Origin of the sequence: Henriciella aquimarina (assembly GCF_002088975.1) — a bacterium.
GTDB classification, from domain to species: Bacteria; Pseudomonadota; Alphaproteobacteria; order Caulobacterales; family Hyphomonadaceae; genus Henriciella; species Henriciella aquimarina.
Map to the genome: position 1 here is coordinate 67463 of NZ_NCST01000072.1, position 16158 is coordinate 83620.

General features: G+C 63.9%; 18 protein-coding genes. 5 read left to right on the forward strand and 13 right to left on the reverse strand.

Features of this window, described 5'->3' with window-relative positions; translation table 11 throughout:
• Nucleotides 1-4 precede the first annotated feature (4 nt).
• Together B8784_RS11540 and B8784_RS11545 are read right to left on the reverse strand one after the other, a co-directional pair.
• On the reverse strand, nt 5-928 hold the full coding sequence (locus B8784_RS11540; protein ID WP_084398100.1) for a thioesterase family protein: 924 nt from the start codon (nt 926-928) through the stop codon (nt 5-7).
• A 78-nt stretch (nt 929-1006) separates the two neighbouring features.
• Nucleotides 1007-1567: a transcriptional repressor gene (locus B8784_RS11545; protein ID WP_233356081.1), complete on the reverse strand. Its 561-nt coding sequence runs from the start codon at nt 1565-1567 to the stop codon at nt 1007-1009.
• A gap of 161 nt (nt 1568-1728) precedes the next feature.
• On the opposite strand from B8784_RS11545, the gene B8784_RS11550 reads away from it, so the two are divergent.
• The gene (locus B8784_RS11550) at nt 1729-2427 is read left to right on the forward strand and encodes an OmpW/AlkL family protein (protein WP_084398101.1); all 699 of its coding nucleotides are present in this window, start codon (nt 1729-1731) and stop codon (nt 2425-2427) included.
• Nucleotides 2428-2527: 100 nt separating this feature from the next.
• On the opposite strand, the gene B8784_RS11555 is transcribed toward B8784_RS11550, so the two are convergent.
• The gene (locus B8784_RS11555; RefSeq protein ID WP_084398102.1) at nt 2528-3349 is read right to left on the reverse strand and encodes an aspartyl/asparaginyl beta-hydroxylase domain-containing protein; all 822 of its coding nucleotides are present in this window, start codon (nt 3347-3349) and stop codon (nt 2528-2530) included.
• A gap of 100 nt (nt 3350-3449) precedes the next feature.
• Entirely contained in the window at nt 3450-4631 is a 1182-nt protein-coding gene (locus B8784_RS11560; protein WP_084398103.1) for an acyl-CoA dehydrogenase family protein, read from the reverse strand.
• A 117-nt stretch (nt 4632-4748) separates the two neighbouring features.
• Here B8784_RS11560 and B8784_RS11565 point away from each other — a divergent pair, with 117 nt between their 5' ends.
• Nucleotides 4749-5447: a rhomboid family intramembrane serine protease gene (locus tag B8784_RS11565; RefSeq protein WP_084398104.1), complete on the forward strand. Its 699-nt coding sequence runs from the start codon at nt 4749-4751 to the stop codon at nt 5445-5447.
• On the opposite strand, the gene B8784_RS11570 is transcribed toward B8784_RS11565, so the two are convergent.
• Both B8784_RS11570 and B8784_RS11575 read right to left on the reverse strand, forming a co-directional pair.
• Nucleotides 5444-6391 carry an NUDIX hydrolase gene (locus B8784_RS11570; protein ID WP_084398105.1) on the reverse strand — a complete coding sequence of 316 codons (948 nt, stop codon included), beginning with the start codon at nt 6389-6391 and terminating at the stop codon, nt 5444-5446. The genes B8784_RS11565 and B8784_RS11570 overlap by 4 nt on opposite strands.
• Complete coding sequence (locus tag B8784_RS11575) at nt 6388-7014, reverse strand: HD family hydrolase (RefSeq protein WP_233356083.1); 627 nt, start codon at nt 7012-7014, stop codon at nt 6388-6390. Before B8784_RS11575 ends, B8784_RS11570 begins: the two co-directional genes overlap by 4 nt.
• Before the next feature lie 74 nt (nt 7015-7088).
• On the opposite strand from B8784_RS11575, the gene B8784_RS21320 reads away from it, so the two are divergent.
• Nucleotides 7089-7319 (forward strand): hypothetical protein, encoded by a 231-nt coding sequence (locus tag B8784_RS21320; protein ID WP_143435446.1) that lies wholly within the window; start codon nt 7089-7091, stop codon nt 7317-7319.
• Nucleotides 7320-7322: 3 nt separating this feature from the next.
• Here B8784_RS21320 and B8784_RS11580 read toward each other — a convergent pair whose 3' ends face one another.
• Nucleotides 7323-8147 carry an amidohydrolase family protein gene (locus B8784_RS11580; protein ID WP_084398106.1) on the reverse strand — a complete coding sequence of 275 codons (825 nt, stop codon included), beginning with the start codon at nt 8145-8147 and terminating at the stop codon, nt 7323-7325.
• A gap of 64 nt (nt 8148-8211) precedes the next feature.
• Between B8784_RS11580 and B8784_RS11585 the strand changes: the two genes are divergently transcribed.
• A complete protein-coding gene (locus B8784_RS11585) occupies nt 8212-8652 on the forward strand; it encodes a MarR family winged helix-turn-helix transcriptional regulator (RefSeq protein ID WP_158085660.1) in 441 nt (146 codons plus the stop codon).
• Between the two features lie 22 nt (nt 8653-8674).
• Here the strand turns inward: B8784_RS11585 and B8784_RS11590 are convergent, their stop codons facing one another.
• Nucleotides 8675-9703 (reverse strand): DUF6607 family protein, encoded by a 1029-nt coding sequence (locus B8784_RS11590; protein WP_233356085.1) that lies wholly within the window; start codon nt 9701-9703, stop codon nt 8675-8677.
• A 185-nt stretch (nt 9704-9888) separates the two neighbouring features.
• Here B8784_RS11590 and B8784_RS11595 point away from each other — a divergent pair, with 185 nt between their 5' ends.
• A complete protein-coding gene (locus B8784_RS11595; protein WP_233356087.1) occupies nt 9889-12018 on the forward strand; it encodes a TonB-dependent hemoglobin/transferrin/lactoferrin family receptor in 2130 nt (709 codons plus the stop codon).
• On the opposite strand, the gene B8784_RS11600 is transcribed toward B8784_RS11595, so the two are convergent.
• The 5 genes from B8784_RS11600 to B8784_RS11620 form a co-directional block, all read right to left on the reverse strand.
• A complete protein-coding gene (locus B8784_RS11600) occupies nt 12015-12884 on the reverse strand; it encodes a pirin family protein (RefSeq protein WP_084398109.1) in 870 nt (289 codons plus the stop codon). The two genes, B8784_RS11595 and B8784_RS11600, sit on opposite strands and share 4 nt — an antisense overlap.
• Nucleotides 12885-12903: 19 nt before the next feature.
• Entirely contained in the window at nt 12904-14022 is a 1119-nt protein-coding gene (locus B8784_RS11605) for a beta-ketoacyl-ACP synthase III (protein WP_084398110.1), read from the reverse strand.
• A 100-nt stretch (nt 14023-14122) separates the two neighbouring features.
• Nucleotides 14123-15313 (reverse strand): hypothetical protein, encoded by a 1191-nt coding sequence (locus B8784_RS11610; RefSeq protein WP_084398111.1) that lies wholly within the window; start codon nt 15311-15313, stop codon nt 14123-14125.
• A 22-nt stretch (nt 15314-15335) separates the two neighbouring features.
• Nucleotides 15336-15548 (reverse strand): hypothetical protein, encoded by a 213-nt coding sequence (locus tag B8784_RS11615; protein ID WP_084398112.1) that lies wholly within the window; start codon nt 15546-15548, stop codon nt 15336-15338.
• Nucleotides 15545-16147 (reverse strand): DNA-3-methyladenine glycosylase I, encoded by a 603-nt coding sequence (locus tag B8784_RS11620; RefSeq protein WP_084398113.1) that lies wholly within the window; start codon nt 16145-16147, stop codon nt 15545-15547. The genes B8784_RS11615 and B8784_RS11620 overlap by 4 nt, the downstream gene beginning before the upstream one ends.
• Between the last annotated feature and the right edge of the window lie 11 nt (nt 16148-16158).

The following is a 16158-nucleotide window of genomic DNA, read 5'->3' on the forward strand; positions in this document are numbered from 1 at the left end:
AGGCCTAGAGCTCCAGCTTGCCGGGCGCGATGCGGGCGAGATCGTCCATCATGTCCGGCGGCGTCGCGATGGCCTTGCGGGCCTTGGTGTCGAAGGTCAGTGCGACGACTTCATTCGTCATCCAGGGTTGGCCGGTCACCGGGTCCAGCATCCAGTGGACCAGCGAGTGGGTCTTCTCCGCGGCGGTGCCGAGCGCGGTGCGGATCTCGAAGAGGTCGCCCGCCTTGGGCCAGCGGCGGAAGATGATGCGGCTTTCCAGAACGGCCGCGCCCATCTGGCGGCCCGGGACGGAGTCGGCGACGCGTTTGCGCCAGTCATAGAGCAGGTTCGGCACCGAATCCGAAACCCGGCCGATGAACCAGGCCGGGGCCATGCGTCCGAAGAGGTCGCAATGCTGTGGCGCCACCATGCCGAGCCCGATGACGTTGACACCCTGATCCTCGGCCATCGCCCGTGTGATCTTGTCTGTCTCAAGCGGGGTTTTCGTCATGTCGAGGCCACGCGGGGCAGTCTCTTCCGGCGGGGGCTCGATCAGCGCTTCGAGCGCCCTGCGCGTGCGGGCGCTCCAGGGAAAGGGCTTCATGTTGGCGGTGTCGGCATGGACAAGCTGCGTGCGGAAGGCCGCGGCCACCGTGCCGTCGCCATGCACCAGCTGCTGATAGACGGTGACCGTGTCGGCGCCGACCTCGAGCACGCAGCCTTGCATCGACAGCGGCCGGCCGGGCAGAACCTCGCGGATGAAGCGGATGTGCTGCTCGCGCGGGATCAGTGTGGAGGGCGCATGCGGGCGATAGACATGGCTGAGATGGCACCGCGCGGCGAGCATGCCCAGGCCTTCGAACGCCTTTTCGAGATAGATGCGCACATTCATGTGCCCCATCTCGTCACAGTCCCAGGTGTTTGCGCTCCCCTTCCAGAGATCGATCAAGACACACTCCCCTCATGCAGCTCTCTGTCGGAGGTACGTCGCTTTGATGTCGATGTCGATATCGCCCCGAAGGAAGGCTCACCCCGCACAGGCGCGGCAGACCCCGCGAACCTCGATCACGGCATGGCGCATATGGAAGCCGGCCGCTTCGGTTTCGGCCTTCAGGGCGTCCGTGGTCGAGATGGCGTGCAGCTCCTCGGCACCGCCGCATTCATCGCAGATCAGGAAGACCGCCGAGTGTTTGTGGCTGGCATGGCCGCAGGCGACATAGGCGTTCAGGCTCTCGATCTTGTGGGCGAGGCCGACCTCCTGGAGGAAGTCGAGGGCGCGGTAGACCGTGGGCGGCTTGGCCGAGCCTTCGCCATCGAGATTGGCGAGCAGGTCATAGGCCTTGGACGGTTCCTGACTCTCAAGCAGCAGGCGCAGAACCTTGCGCCGGATCTTGGTCAGCCGCTGGCCCTTGCGCACGGCCAGGGCTTCGGCCTGCTCGAGGAAGTCATCGACATCCTGCGGGCTGCAGGGCCGGTTGGCGTGAACATGCATATGCGGGTCGGCTTGGGCCATGACGGTAATGTCGGATGTTTTGCGCGAGAATTCCAGTCCCTGACCGGAGTGGCCGGAAATGGCCAGCAGGGACACATTACTTCGCAATCTGTGGCCGTTCCGAAAGAGGGTCGATACGGGCAAACCCCTAGTTGCGCTGACACGCCGCGCGGCATGCAATCGCGCGACAGAGTGGTCAATTTCCTCATGAATCTCAGCTGGTTAGTTGGTCTCATCTCAAGCTGAGGAGTAAAGAAATGAAACGCGTTCTGATGGCTGGCCTGATGGGGCTGAGCGCACTTGCCGGTGCGGCGCACGCGCAGGAAGGGGACAACCCCTGGATGGTGCGGGTCCGTGCCATCGGCGTCCTGCCGGACGAAGGGGCCGACCTGTCTGTCGGTGGTTCCGGCCTGCCGGGCACGGTCGATATCAGCGACCAGTACGTGCCCGAGCTCGACATCACCTACTTCTTCACGAAGCACATTGCCGCCGAGCTCATCCTGGGCGTCACGCCGCACGACGTGAAGGCGACCAATGTGACGGTGCCGGGCGTACTTGATGATGCGACCGTCGATCTGGGCGATGTGTGGCTGCTGCCGCCGACCCTGACGCTGCAATACCACTTCGATACCGGCAGTTCCTTCAAGCCCTATGTCGGGGCAGGCGTCAACGCGACCTTCTTCTTCGATGAGGATGCAGGCGATGTGGCCGATGGCATCGACTACGACCCGTCTGTCGGCTTCGCGCTGCAGGCCGGCGCCGACTACGACCTGGACGGTGTGCCGGGCGGCTGGGCGCTCAACGTCGATGTGAAGAAAGTCTGGATCGAGCCGGACGTGAAGGTCGACCTGACCAGCGCGCTTGGCCCGTCACTCGACGCCGAACAGGTCATGGTGAATGCCGATGTCGACATCAACCCCGTAATCGTCGGGGTCGGCCTCGGCTACAAGTTCTAGTCTGATACCTCCCAATCCCGGACTAGATACCTGAAGAGCTCTTTCCTTACGGGGAAAGAGCTCATTTTTTTGTCCACGCCGGTTTTGCCGTGGGGGAGGCTCAGAGGTCGCTCATTTTTTCGAGATTCTCGTTGGCCCGGCGGGTGGCGGCTTCGAAGCGGGCTTCATAGTCGAGCAGGTTCTTCTTCGGTTCCTGATAGAAGGCCGTCAGCTTCATCACCTGCAGGAAGAGCCAGGTCACCGCACGGCCGCTGAATTTCATTGGCCGGTTGAAGTCGAGCAGGAGGACGATGCGCTCCTCGTCAGTGTCGTTCCAGACCTCGTGCTCATAGGTGTCGTCGATCACGAAGAGTTTGCCGGGCTCCCAATGCTTGGTCTCGTCCCCGACGCGGATGCGGCACTTCTCGCGCTCTTTCGGCAGGATCAGCCCCATATGCGCGCGCAGGATGCCCTTGGTCACGCCGGTATGGGCCGGGATGTGATAGCCGGGCGAGAGGATGGATATCCAGGCGGTATGGATCTGCGGGACTTTCTCGATGATCGAGGCGGTCACCGGCAGCTGGCGGCAATTGCCTTCCAGCCGTGTGCCGAAGCCGTAGAGAAAGAAGGTGCGCCAGTTCTTTTCCGTCGCGATGCGGTACTGGTCCGGCGAGACATCCTGGAAACCGGGGATAAGCTCGCGGTGCTGCAGCAGGGTCTGGACTTCCGGCAGGATCTCCTTCCACCGGGCCTCGAATTCACTCAGGAAAGGGAAGTCCGCCGGGTCGTTGAACGGCACGTCGGGCACAAGGCTTTTCTTTGCCTGGAAGCGGGCGAGCCAGCGGGTCAGCTTCTTGCCGGCCTTCTTGATGCGCCGGCGAAACGGCTTGTTCAGCGATGTCGGCTTGGCGCTCTGGGCCTGGCTGTCTGCGGCATTCTTCATGCGGGTCTCGGGCTGGCTGCTCAGAATGATGATGGTCTGAGCCAGCCTATGTAGGAACAAGACCGCATGACGTCGAGAGAGGCGAGGGCGCCCGCTGCTGTTACAGGCCGAGCTGCCTCGCCGCCAGGTCGCGCATGATCTCTTCCGAGCCGCCGCCGATCGCCATGACGCGCACCTCGCGATAGATCCGCTCGACCCGGTGGCCGCGGATGAAGCCGGCGCCGCCGAGGATTTGCATCGCTTCGCGCGCGCAGAACTCCATCGTTTCGGTCGCCTGCACCTTCAGCATGGCAAGCTCGGCCACCGGCTGCTCGCCGTTCTGGACGCGCCAGGTGCACTGGTCGAGGAAGGCCGTCGTCGCCCAGACGCGCTGGCACATCGCCGCGATCTTGTGACGGATGACCTGGTGGTCGCCCAGGCGCTGCCCGAAGGTCTCGCGCTGCTGGGCCCAGGCGGCGGCCTCCTCGATGCAGACACGGGCATAGGCGGTGGCTTGCGCCGCCATGCCGAGGCGCTCGCCATTGAAATTCGCCATGATGCCGTAAAAGCCCTTGTCGACCTCGCCGATCAGGTTTTCCGGGGCCACGAAGACATCATCGAAATGGATCGTCGCGGTATCCGACGCCCACCAGCCCATCTTGGGCAGGGCGGTACGCGAGACGCCCTCGGCTTCGAGGTCGATCAGCATCAGGGAGATGCCGCCCATGCCCGGCCCGCCGGTGCGCACCGCGCAGGTCAGCCATTTCGAGGTCATCCCGCCGGTGATGTAGGTCTTCGAGCCATTCACCACCCAGCCATTGCCGGAGCGTTTGGCGCTGGTCTTCAGCTGCGCGACATCCGAGCCGCCGCCGGGCTCTGTGATGCCGAGGCTTATCTGCTTGCTACCGGACAGCACCTGCGGCGCGATCTCGCGTTTCATGTCTTCGCTGCCGAGCGCCATGATGGGCGGCAGGCCGATCCCGTGGATCATCAGCGCCGACGAGATGCCGCCCGCACCCATGCGCGCCAGTTCTTCCGAGGTGACGGTGCCGTGGAAGCGGTCGAAATCCGTGCCCGCGCCGCCATACTCTTCCGGATAGCCCATGCCGAGCAGGCCGGCTTCGGCGGCTTTCGGATAGACGTCGCGGGGGATTTCGCCAGCCGCTTCCCACTCCTCGATATGCGGAACGAGTTCCTTGTCCACGAAGGCGCGGACCGAGTTGCGCCAGATCGAGTGAGTGTCGTCCATCCAGGGGGCGGGCGGGCGAAGCGAGTCGAAAGTAATGTCGCGTGTCTTGCTCATGGGGCGAGAATGTCGGGTCGGGCGGCGAAATCAATTCGTGACGCCGGGGCATGGCGCACGGGCGGGGGGTAACGGCGGCGCAAGGCTTTAACTCGCGGCGGCTTCTCCCATATCTCCATGGTGTTGCGATACAATCCTCCCCCCGAACAGTTCGAGCGTGTGCGCGAACCGGTCTTCAACCGCTTCCCGGCAGTGGTCCTGTTCCTGTCGGCGGTGATCATCGGTGCGTCGCTGATCCAGTTCATGGCGCAGTCGAACCTGATCTTTACGCCACGCCTGGCCGACTGGATGTTCTCCGTCGGCGCGCTGGCCGGCGGGCCGGAATATGCCAATGTCTACCGGCCCTGGGGCGACTGGCCCTCGCTGGTTCTGCACGTGCTGCTGCATGGCGGCATCTTTCACCTCGCCATGAACATGACGGCGATGATCGCCTTTGGCCCGCCCATTGCCATGGCATTCGGGCGCCAAATGAGCGGGGCGGCCGGCTTCCTCATCTTCTTTGCGCTCTGTGCCGTGACCGGCGGTCTCGCCCAGCTTGGCTGGTTCGAGCTGGCCGGTGATTCCGGCCTCGCCATCGGCGCGTCCTCGGCGTTGTCGGGTTTCCTGCCGGCGGTCGGTTATCTGCAGGGCGGCCGCGCGCAGGCGGTGCGGATCTCGATCCCCTGGCTGATCATCAACCTGGTGCTGGCGGTTTCGACCTTCGCCTTTCCGCTGCCCATCGCCTGGGCGGCCCACCTCGGCGGGCTGGCTGGCGGCTTCGTGCTGTTCCCGCTCATCCTGCGGATGTTCAATCCGGACCTCGCCGCGCGGTTCTAGGCCTCGCGCCGGATCGCCGGTGTCGCGATCCCGAAGGCGGCGCTGCGGCGGAATTTCTCACGGCAGAACCGGAACAGCTCGGCCGGGCGCCCGCCTGTGCCGGCCATCATCTCGCCTGTGCCCTCGACAAGCCCGGCCCGGTCCAGCGCCCGGCGGAAATTCTGCTTGTGCAGGGTAAGGCCGAGAATGCCCTCACAGGTCGATTGCAGCGCCGAGAGCGTGAACCGGTCCGGCATCAGCTCGAAGACGACCGGGCGGTAGCGGATCTTCCCGCGCAGCCGGCCCATGGCGGTGGCGAGGATGCGGCGGTGATCTGACGACATCGGTTCGCCAAGCTTTACATCCGGCAGCGGCAGGCCGGCATCGCGCGCGCATTCGGTGACGAGCCCGGCTTCGTAAAGCAGCTCATAGCGCTCCAGCACCCGGTCATCGATCCAGTCCTGTCCGTCGAGGCCAAAGGCGAGGCTGACACGGGACTGGCGCACGTCATTGCCGGCCGCCCAGGTTTTCAGGCGCGGGGCGATTTCGCGCTCGATAATGGCCGGACGGCCGCGGCGGTGGTCTTCCCAGGGGAAGTGTCCGTACCAGCCGCGCCACTTGGCCTCGAGCTGTTCGGGCGGGCGCGTCTGGTCGGGTGTCAGGCCGAGATAGCCGACCGAGACGACACGGGCATTGGCCGGGGTGTCGGCGAGGGTCGCTTCCGGGGTTTCACGGTCGCGGTCACCGAAGGTGTAGAGCTGTTCGACATAGCCAAGTTCGAAGCCTGTCTGCTCACGCACCCAGCCGCGCAGGGCGAGCTCGAACGTGCGGTGGCGCGCCGGGTCGAACGTCCCGAAGGGCAGGGCGGCGAGCCCGCCATCGCGGCGCGTGACCAGGACGCAGGGCGTGTCGCCGTCGGCAGCGACGATCACGACAGACAGGCCAATGATCAGCGGTGTCGTCACCGGCGTCCTTCCATCTCGCCAAGCAGCGCCTCATGGCGCGCGACAAAATTCTTCTGCGCAACGGTCGGGGCTTCGGGCTTGAGGTCAAGCGTAATCGTGCGCGGCGGCGAGCCGAAGAAGCGGTCTGCCTCGGTCTTGCCGAAGCCGGCGAGTTGTGTGGCTTCATACCAGGCGCATATATGATCGGCCCGCTTGATCAGGCGTTTCAGGCTCATAGGCATGCGCGCGGGCAGGCCGAAGCGGATATGGATCGCCTCGGTGAGCCGGTTCTCGATATCCTTGTAGCCATCGCCAAGGACCGCCTTGAAGGGCGAGATCATGTCCCCGATGACGTATTCGGCGGCATCGTGGTGCAGCGCCATCAGGCGTTCGGCCGGCCGGATGCCGGGCTCCAGCCGGGCGCAGACCTGTTCCACAACGAGACTGTGCTGGGCGACGGAAAAGGCATGATCGCCGAGCGTCTGGCCGTTCCAGCGCGCAACACGCGCGAGACCATGCGCGATGTCGTCGACTTCCACGTCGACCGGCGATGGATCGAGCAGATCAAGCCGGCGGCCCGACAGCATGCGCTGCCAGACGCGGGCGGGCGCCTTTCTGGCGACGGGTCTTGGCTTTGTGCTCATGGGCCCCTGTTTAATCCATTGGCAAGCCGGGTAAAGAAAAGCCCGCATTTCAGTTACGAAGTGAGCTGCATGGCGTGGTTCTTGCCAATGTCTCGTTAAGGGCTGGCGGCGATAACCAGCTCAAAGAGACAAAACAAGCCCGAGGCGTGATGACGATGGTGGAAATGGTGATGAACGTTGCAAGCAATCCTGCAACGGCATGGTGGGTTCTGGCAGGGGCGGCTGCGATCGTATTGGTCGAAGCCGCCCATTCCAGCCGAAAGGTCCTCTGGGGCGATATCGGCGAGGACGATTACGAGGACTGAGCCTCAGGCCGCCTCCGGCAGGTTAAAGACGCGGCGCGCATTGCCTGACAGGAACGCGTCGCTCTGGGCGGCGGTCAGCCCCAGCCCGTCGAGATGCTCAAGACAGCGCGCGGGCGACAGCATCGGCCAGTTCGTGCCGAACATGACCCGGTCCTGGCCGATCCCCTTCATATAGTCGACAAAGGCCGGCGGCAGACGATGCAGCGCATAGGCCGAGGTATCGACGTGGAAGTTGCGGAACTTCACCGTCATGGTGATGAGTTCGTCGAGCCACGGAAAGCCGAGATGGCCGGCGATGACGACAAGCTCGGGAAAGTCGAGCATGACCTCTTCAAGATAAGGGATGAGGCGGCCGGTTTCCGAGCGTTTCAGCGGACCGGTATGGCCGATCTGGGTGCAGAAGGGCAGGCCGGCCTCCACGCAGGCGGCAAAGACAGGATAGTAGAGCCGGTGATTGGGCGGCAGGTCCCAGAGCCACGGCACCAGCCGCACGCCGACAAAGCGCGGATCGGCGCCAAGTGTCCGGATGGTGCGGACAGCCTCTGATGGCGCGCGCAGATCGACGCTGAGAAGGCCCCGGAACCGGCGTGGCGCTTCATCGATCTGGGCGGCGAGCTCTTCATTGCTGACCAGGCTGCCCTCCGGGCCGTACCAGGCCGAAAGCAGCATCATGTTGACCCCGGCCCTGTCCATGGCGGCGACCGTTGAGCCGGGTGTCGGGCGATCATCCGATCCGCCGCGGCCGGTCCAGCGGTTCAGCGTGGCCAGCCAGGGGGCCTGCTCCATCCGCTCGGTCGTGATCTGTCCCCAGACATCGATGATGCCCATCTCATTCTCCATTAGTTGATATATCAAGTATCTGGGGATGGTCTGGGCGAGTCAATTACTTTATATGTCAACTATGTCTGCTGCCCGGGATCATCGCCTCTATCACAAGCTCCAGCTTGCCGCGCACCGCCTGCAGAAGGCGGCCGATCATATCGTCTTTGCCGAAGCGCCGCTGACGACAGCGCAGGCGGCGGTGCTGACAATCGTGCGCGGGCAGGGAGAGGCGAGCCAGAAATGGGTGGCCGAAAAGCTCGGGCTTCACGAGTCGGCGGTCACCACGATGGTGAGCCGGCTGGGAAAGCTGGGCTTTATCGAAAGATGCCGCGCCGAGACCGACCGGCGGGTCTGGCTGCTCAGCGTGACGGAAGACGGCCAACGCGCGCTCGAGGCGGTAGGCCCTTCCTTTGCGCGCCTGAACCGGCAGATAGAGGCGGAGCTGTCCGATGAGGAGGTCGAACAGCTCGCCGGGATGCTGGACAGGCTGAACCGCCGCTTTGCGGGGTAGGGGCCTGTCCAGCGATTGACGCTCAGCCTTCCTCTGCGGCGCTGTGGCTTTCTTCCTTGGGCGCATGCGCCTCGGCGACGCGCTCTTCCAGTGTGCCGATTTCGGTCGTGGTGTATTTGTCGATGACCTGTTCGGCCTCGGCAATCGCCACCTCGACGGTCTTCGTGCCTTCTTCGACCTCGCCGGCTAGCGCAAGCAGCGGCTGGTAGAGCGGTTCCGGCTCACCCTGCATGGTCAGACCGAACGGCTCGCCAGCGGCCTCGATGGCCTCCCACTTGTCGCGCACGCCGGCCCAGTAATCCTTGGTGGCCGACCAGTAGCTGTCGCCTACCTCGACCGCAAAACCATCATCCAGGCGATAGGTGTTGAGGCCGATCTCGCGTACGAGCACGCTCGGCTCGCCCTGCAGGGAGAGCTTGGAATTGTTCTGCTCATGCACCCAGCCGAAAGGCGTAATGGTGTGGCGGTTGACGGCGAGGACGGCGTCATAGTCATCCCGGGTCGTCATGTCGCGGCGCGGCAGCGGGCGCCATTCGGCCGGCGGGGTCCATTGCGAGACATTGTTGTCATGGTCCCACTCGCCCACAGCGCCATAGCGCGGCGCGTCGTCGACCTGATAGACCTCCTGCGACCAGGCGCCGTCGCGCTCGCTTTCCGGCACGGCCCGCATTTCCCAGGCATTGCCGCCGATAAAGGTCAGCACTTCGCTCGGCTCATAGGTCCAGTCCTGGCGCCAGTGCTTGATCGGGAATTCCTCGCCTTCCTTGCCGACGACAAGGATGTGCTGGAGGCTGATGAAGTCGCCCGTATCCTCGATAACGCGCACCATTTCATAGCCGCCCGAGCGCTTCGGCTCTTTCAGCTCATAGCCCTCGGCCAGCGCCACCGTTTCGCGGAAATCGAAGGTCACGTCGTAATTGCCAGCCATGGCGAGAATCGCCTCGCGGTCCTGCTCGAAATCGGGGTCGTCAGCCTGGCCCTGGGCGATGGCGGTTGCACTTGCCGCGCAGAACAGGGCGGCGGCCGCAGCGGTACGTGTCATTTTGAACATGGGGTCCCTCACTCACTTCGTTCAATTTCTAACTGATAATGAAATTCAGAATTATTTACAATAAGGACATCTTCATGCAATGAGAATGCGACTGAGTGTCATTTTTAATTTTCAGAGTGTGTGTGAGGGAAAACATGACAATGAGGAGTGGAGCGCGCCGCACCAGCCGGACGCGCGGAATTCTTGTGACTGTAAGCGCTATTGCGCTGGCCGGTGTGGCCCAGGCGCAGGCGCCCGGAGAGGACGAGACGCCGCCGGAGCCGGAGCAGCGCCAGGAGACGGTGACGGTCTATGGCACGTCCAATCCCATCCCGGTCTTCGACTATCCGGGGCAGGTGAGCGTCATCACTCGCGACGAGATCGAACTTCGCACGCCGTCGGCGGTTTCCGACCTCTTGCGTGATGTGCCCGGCATGGAATTCTCCGGGGGACCGCGGCGCACCGGCGAAGTGCCGAGCATTCGCGGCTTTTCCGGTCAGAATGTCCTGATCCTGCTGGATGGCGCGCGCCAGTCCTTTACGTCCGCCCATGACGGACGTTTCTTCGCCGATCCGGCGCTGCTGGGCACGGCCGAAGTCGTTCGCGGGCCGGCCTCGGCGCTTTACGGCTCCGGCGCGGTCGGCGGCGTGATGGCGCTCGAAAGTGCGGATGCCGAAGACCTGTTGCGGGACGGCCAGACCTGGGGCGTGCGTATTCGTGGGGCCTACCAGTCGGTCAATGAAGAGACGCTGACGAGCCTCAGCGCCTTCACCAATACCGGCAAGTTTGACGGGATCGCCTCCATTGGCCTGCGTGAGTCGAGCGATATCGAGCTTGGCGACGGCTCGGAACTTCCATCCGACGATGAGATCCAGACCGGCCTTGTGAAAGGGCGCTACGCGCTTACCGACGCGCTGAGCGTCGAAGCCTCCTGGCAGCGCTTCGACAATTCCGCCTTCGAGCCGAACAATGGCCAGGGCACGCTGGGCACGGGCGATTCCACGCTCGACCGCAATGTCGACAAGGACATCACCTCCGACACCTACCGCCTCGGCCTGAATTACGACCCCGCCAGCGATCTCGTGAACACCGATCTCACCGTCTACCAGACGACCACAGAGGTCGAGGAGTTCGATGCCACGGTGCCGCGCACCATCTCGCGCGAGATCGAGACGACGGGCGTGAGCGCGCGCAATGCCTCGCGCTTCGATCTGGGCGGCATCGACACGACGTTCACCATTGGTGGCGACTGGTACCGCGACGAGCAGACCGGTTACGACACCGAGAGCGCCAATGGCGTGCGCGGCGGCGTACCGGATGCGGAATCCGAATTCATGGGCCTGTTCGCCCAGCTCGAGGCCGTGGCCGAGCGCCCGCTGGGGATGCCCGGCCAGCTCATCGTCATTCCAGGCGTGCGCTATGACGAGTTCAGTTCTGAGTCCGAAACCGCCAGCGGCGAGAATGATGACGAGGCCATCTCGCCCCGGATCGCGGCGAGCTATGGGCCGGTGGAGTGGTTCCGCCTCTTTGCCAGCTATTCCGAAGGCTTCCGTGCGCCCTCGATCAACGAGCTCTATCTGGACGGGGTCCATTTCGAGGTGCCGCACCCGATCCTGTTCGATCCGACGCAGGGCTCCTTCGTCTTCGTGACGAACGAATTCATCCCGAATGCCGAGCTGAAGCCGGAGAAAACCGAGACGGTCGAGATCGGCGCCGGGGTGGATTTCCACGACCTGGTGTCAAACGGCGACCGGCTGCAGGCCAAGGTCTCCTATTATGAGAGCGAGGTCGACGACCTGATCAATCTGTCGGTCGACTTCTCCTATGACGGGACCTGTTTCGCGCCGCCTTTCTTCCCCTGTTCGGCGGGCACGACCAATTCCGCCAATGTCGCCAGCGCCGAGCTGGAAGGCGTCGAGGCGGAAGTGCGCTATGACAGCAAGCGCTCCTATGTCCGGGCCAGTTATTCCTCCATCGAGGGCACGGACAACTCGACGGGCTCCGATCTCGGCACGCTGACGCCTGACCGGATTGCCGTCGATATGGGGCTGAAAGCCTATGAGCTGGACGCGATTGTCGGCATCCGGCTGCAATATGCCGACGACTTCACCCGCCGCGAAAGCGACGGGACGGGTGGCTTCACCGTGGCCGAAGAACGTGACAGCTATGCCGTCGCCGACGTCTATGCGAGCTGGAGCCCCGACAGCTGGCCGGGTATCCGCTTCGATGCCGGGATCGATAACATCTTCGACGAGCGCTATGAGCGCGCCTTCCAGGGCGTCTACGAGCCGGGCCGCAACTACAAGATCGCGGCAAGCTGGCAGTTTGGCGGCTAGCCTTTGAGGGTTTCCGGGGCGCGGTCGAACTTGCCGGCCTGATAGTCAGCAATCGCGTCCCGGATCTCGGCTTCGGTGTTCATCACGAATGGCCCGCGGGCCACGACCGGCTCATCCGTCGGCTCGGCATGGCCATAGAGCAGGAAGGCGTCTTCCGAAGCGGTGACCTCGACCGTGTCGCCATCGGGGCCGAACTCGCCGAGGTGCAAAGCCTCCACGGTCTCACCGCCAGCGGTCACAGTGCCGCGCACGACATAGAAGAAGACATTGCGTCTCTCCGGCGCGGGCAGGGTGACCTTCGCGCCCTTGGGCAGCGACACCATCGACATGAAGACATCGGTGAGGGAATCCACCGGGCCGGTCTGGCCCTCGAAATCGCCGGAAACGAGATGCACGGTGGCGCCGTCTCCTGCAGCGATGGCGGGTATGTCAGCCGCCTGTACGCCGGTATAGCGCGGCGTTGTCATCTTCAGCTGTGACGGCAGGTTCACCCAGAGCTGCAGGATTTCCATGTCGCCGCCATCGCGCTTGAAGTCTTCCGGCGAGAGTTCCGCATGGACGAGGCCGGAGCCGGCCGTCATCCACTGCACGCCGCCGGCATGGATGACGCTCTCATGGCCGCCCGTATCCATATGCGCGAGGCTGCCTTCGAGGATGAAGGTCACCGTCTCGAAGCCGCGATGCGGGTGCGGGCCGAAGGGCAGGCCGTTGCTGCCGGGCGGATAGGTCTGCGGCCCGTGATGGTTGAGGAACAGGAACGGGTCGACCTGGCGCACGCCCGGCCCCGGCAGGGGGCGGCGGGTCACCAGGTCTGCGATGTCGTCGCGATAGGCGGCGTGCGCCGCTTTGAGGTGTCTCTCGGTCATGGGCCGAGAGATAGGAAGCTCAGGCGGCTTTTTCCACAAAGACGGTGCCGGCGGAATAGCCCGCCCCGAAGGAGCAGATCAGGCCCTTGTCGCCGGGCTTGAAGTCTTCCGAATGCTTGTGGAAGGCGATGATCGAGCCGGCAGACGAGGTGTTGGCGTATTCGTCCAGCACGGTCGGGCTTTCATCCTCGCTCGCTTCATGGCCGAGTACCTTTGAGGAAATGAGCCGGTTCATATTGGCGTTCGCCTGGTGCAGCCAGAGGCGGCGCAGCTCCTCGGCCTGGATGTCGAGGCGCTCAAGCTCCGACAGGATCATCGCCGAAACCATGGGCACGACTTCCTTGAAGACCTTGCGGCCCTCCTGCACGAAGAGCTTGTCCGGTTCGCCGACACCGGACGGGTCGGCCCGGTTCAGGAAGCCGAAATTGTTGCGGATATTGCTGGAGAATTTCGTCTTCAGATGTGTGCCGAGGATCTTCCAGTGATCCTTCGGCGCGATGTTTTCGGCTTCGACCAGCACGGCGGTGGCAACATCGCCGAAGATGAAATGGCTGTCGCGGTCGGTCCAGTTGAGGTGGCCCGAGGTGATCTCCGGGTTCACCATGAGCACGGACTTCGCATGGCCCGCGCGCACGAAATCGGCGGCTGTCTGGATGCCAAAGGTCGCCGACGAGCAGGCGACATTCATGTCGAAGGAGAAGCCGTCTATGCCGAGCGCTTCCTGCACCTCGATCGCCATGGCGGGGTAGGGGCGCTGCATGTTGGAGGCCGCACAGATCACCGCATCGATGTCTTTCGGGTCCCGGCCGGCCCGCTCCAGCGCCTGATTGGCCGCCTTGATGGCGATCTCGGCCAGGATGGAGATGTCTTCGTTCGGGCGGTCCGGAATGATGGGGCGCATCACGGCCGGGTCGACCACACCGGACTTCTCGACCACATAGCGCGACTTGATGCCCGACGCCTTCTCGATGAACTCGACCGAGGAATGCGTCTTCGGCTCAAGCGTGCCGGCGGCGATGTCGGCCTCGTGCTCGGCATTCCACTTGTCGGCCCAGGCATTGAAGCTCTCGACCAGTTCCTGATTGGTGACGGTATGCGGCGGGGTCCACAGCCCGGTCGCGGAAATGACGGGTATCATGCTCTGCCGTTTCCTCTGCGGCCTGTACACGACAGGCTCGAATTCCTGTTTCGGTTGAAAGTTCTAGTGCGATGCCCTGCAGGCGTCGAGACACGAGGTGTCAATTGAACCAGAGCGCAAACAGAAAACCGTCAGTCCCTGTCTGGTTGCCGAATTCGCGCCAGGCGCTGCCACCGGCGAGCGGCCCGGTTTCGAGATAGGGTGCAAGCCCGGCGCCGTGGATCATGAGGATGATGTCGAGATCGCCAGGGTCCTGGAGAAATGTCGATACGTTTACCCCGACGCCGGTCTCCGCATTGCGGTCATTGTTGAAACGCCAGGTCGGCAGGAGGGTGCGGCCCTTCAGGATGTCCTCGATTTCGGAGAGCGTTTGCTGCCAGCCCTCCGCGGTTTCGGCGCTGACCGGGACGCCGAACGCCGAGACCTGATCAGCATTGGGCAGCCATTCGCGGTCATTGTCCGTTTCCAGCGCCACCGCCTCCCAGAACTTCCGGTTTTCATCGACCATGGACAGGAAGTGGGCATGCGCGCGGCGCGTCCTTTCACGCTCAGGGGCGCCGCGCAAAGCGAGCAGGGTCGCGACCAGCGCATCGAGCTGTTCGTTTTCGATGAAGAGGCGCTGAGGCTGCCCGATGGCGTTGAGCTTCTTGCGCCCTTCATAGACCGTCTCGATGGCCGGGGTCGGATCGACCGAGAGGATGAGTTCGGCGCTCCCCGAGAGGGCATGCACATAGGCTTTCAGCCAGTACGCATCGGCGGTGTCGAATCTGACCGTCACGGCCTCTTCGCTCGTTCCGGTGTCAGTCATCTCCGCAAGCAGGCCGTTGCCAGTCTCCCAGTCGTCGCGTTCGCCATTGGCGTTGATGTCGAACCAGATCGCACCGAGCGGGACCTCGACGGCAAAATCCTGCCCGGCCAGGCCGTCGAGCGTCGCTTCGGCCCTGGCGAGATTGCCAAGCGCGCGGGTCATCGCGGTTTCGACGAAGGCCGGATCGAAAGCGCCCTCCGGATTGGGCGGGATCTCGGTGTCCATGCCGGGAAAGAGCGGTACGGGCTGGGCCGAATTGTCGTAACGCACCTGCAGGACGGCTTCGACCGCCAGGAGGAATTGCAGGCCGGCCCTGGCGAAGTCGGTGTCAGGCGCGGCTGGTCCGGCGTCGAGTTTCGCTTCCGCCGCCGCCAGGCCGTCCTCGGCAAGGATGGTCTGCCAGTCGCGAGTGTCGCTGGACTGGGCGTTGCCGCACGCTGCCAGCAAACCGGCGAGAAGAAGGGCAAGTCCTGTCAGGCGCATGGGACGCCTCCATCGTTAAGGGCTAGGTGTCGGGATCGGCCCTGTCGTCCTCGCGGCGCTTTTCCTTGCGCCAGTCGGATTCCGCGCGATCGACACGCTCATAGCAGTCGAGGCGGGCCTTTGCGTCGACGATCTCGTCACAGCCATCCTCGCCGGAGATGTAGGGCCGGTTCATGCTTGAGCAGCCGGCAAGGGCGAGAAGGCTGACGAGGCCAAGGCAGGCGAACGGTTTCATGCGTGAAGCTCCTGTATCTCCTTGTGGCGCGGGCAGCGCGTCTCGTGGTCGTTGACCATACCCACCGCCTGCATGAAGGCATAGACGATGACCGGGCCGCAGAACTTGAAGCCCTTCTTCTTCAGCGCCTTCGACAGCTCTTCAGAAAGCGGCGTCTTGGCCGGGACTTCGGAGACGTCTCGCAGCTGGTTCACGATGGGCGTGCCGCCCGTGAAGCTCCACAGCCAGTCGGAGAAGTCCTCCCCGGCCGCCATCATGTCGAGATAGGCCCGGGCATTGCCGATGGTGGCCTGGATCTTCTTTGGACTGCGTATAATACCCGGATTTTGAAGCGCTTTCTCTATGCGCGCCTGATCCCAGCGGGCGATGCTTTCAGGCACGAAGCCGTCAAACTCCTCGCGGATCGCCTCGCGCTTGCGCAGGATGGTGATCCAGGAGAGGCCCGCCTGCATGCCGTCGAGCTGAAGCTTTTCCCAGAGCGCGCGGGAATCGTATTCCGGCACGCCCCATTCCTCGTCGTGATAGGCGCGGTAGAGGGCATCCTCGGCCGGCGCCCAGCGGCAGTGCAGCGTCTCGTCAGGAGAGAGGTACAGGCCCATCCCAAATCAAT

Coding starts and splice junctions, on each gene's coding strand:
- B8784_RS11550 (WP_084398101.1), top strand. CDS start 1,729: ATGAAACGCGTTCTGATGGCTGGCCTGATGGGGCTGAGCGCACTTGCC.
- B8784_RS11555 (WP_084398102.1), bottom strand. CDS start 3,349: ATGAAGAATGCCGCAGACAGCCAGGCCCAGAGCGCCAAGCCGACATCG.
- B8784_RS11560 (WP_084398103.1), bottom strand. CDS start 4,631: ATGAGCAAGACACGCGACATTACTTTCGACTCGCTTCGCCCGCCCGCC.
- B8784_RS11565 (WP_084398104.1), top strand. CDS start 4,749: ATGGTGTTGCGATACAATCCTCCCCCCGAACAGTTCGAGCGTGTGCGC.
- B8784_RS11575 (WP_233356083.1), bottom strand. CDS start 7,014: ATGAGCACAAAGCCAAGACCCGTCGCCAGAAAGGCGCCCGCCCGCGTC.
- B8784_RS11580 (WP_084398106.1), bottom strand. CDS start 8,147: ATGGGCATCATCGATGTCTGGGGACAGATCACGACCGAGCGGATGGAG.
- B8784_RS11585 (WP_158085660.1), top strand. CDS start 8,212: ATGTCAACTATGTCTGCTGCCCGGGATCATCGCCTCTATCACAAGCTC.
- B8784_RS11590 (WP_233356085.1), bottom strand. CDS start 9,703: ATGTTCAAAATGACACGTACCGCTGCGGCCGCCGCCCTGTTCTGCGCG.
- B8784_RS11600 (WP_084398109.1), bottom strand. CDS start 12,884: ATGACCGAGAGACACCTCAAAGCGGCGCACGCCGCCTATCGCGACGAC.
- B8784_RS11605 (WP_084398110.1), bottom strand. CDS start 14,022: ATGATACCCGTCATTTCCGCGACCGGGCTGTGGACCCCGCCGCATACC.
- B8784_RS11610 (WP_084398111.1), bottom strand. CDS start 15,313: ATGCGCCTGACAGGACTTGCCCTTCTTCTCGCCGGTTTGCTGGCAGCG.
- B8784_RS11615 (WP_084398112.1), bottom strand. CDS start 15,548: ATGAAACCGTTCGCCTGCCTTGGCCTCGTCAGCCTTCTCGCCCTTGCC.
- B8784_RS11620 (WP_084398113.1), bottom strand. CDS start 16,147: ATGGGCCTGTACCTCTCTCCTGACGAGACGCTGCACTGCCGCTGGGCG.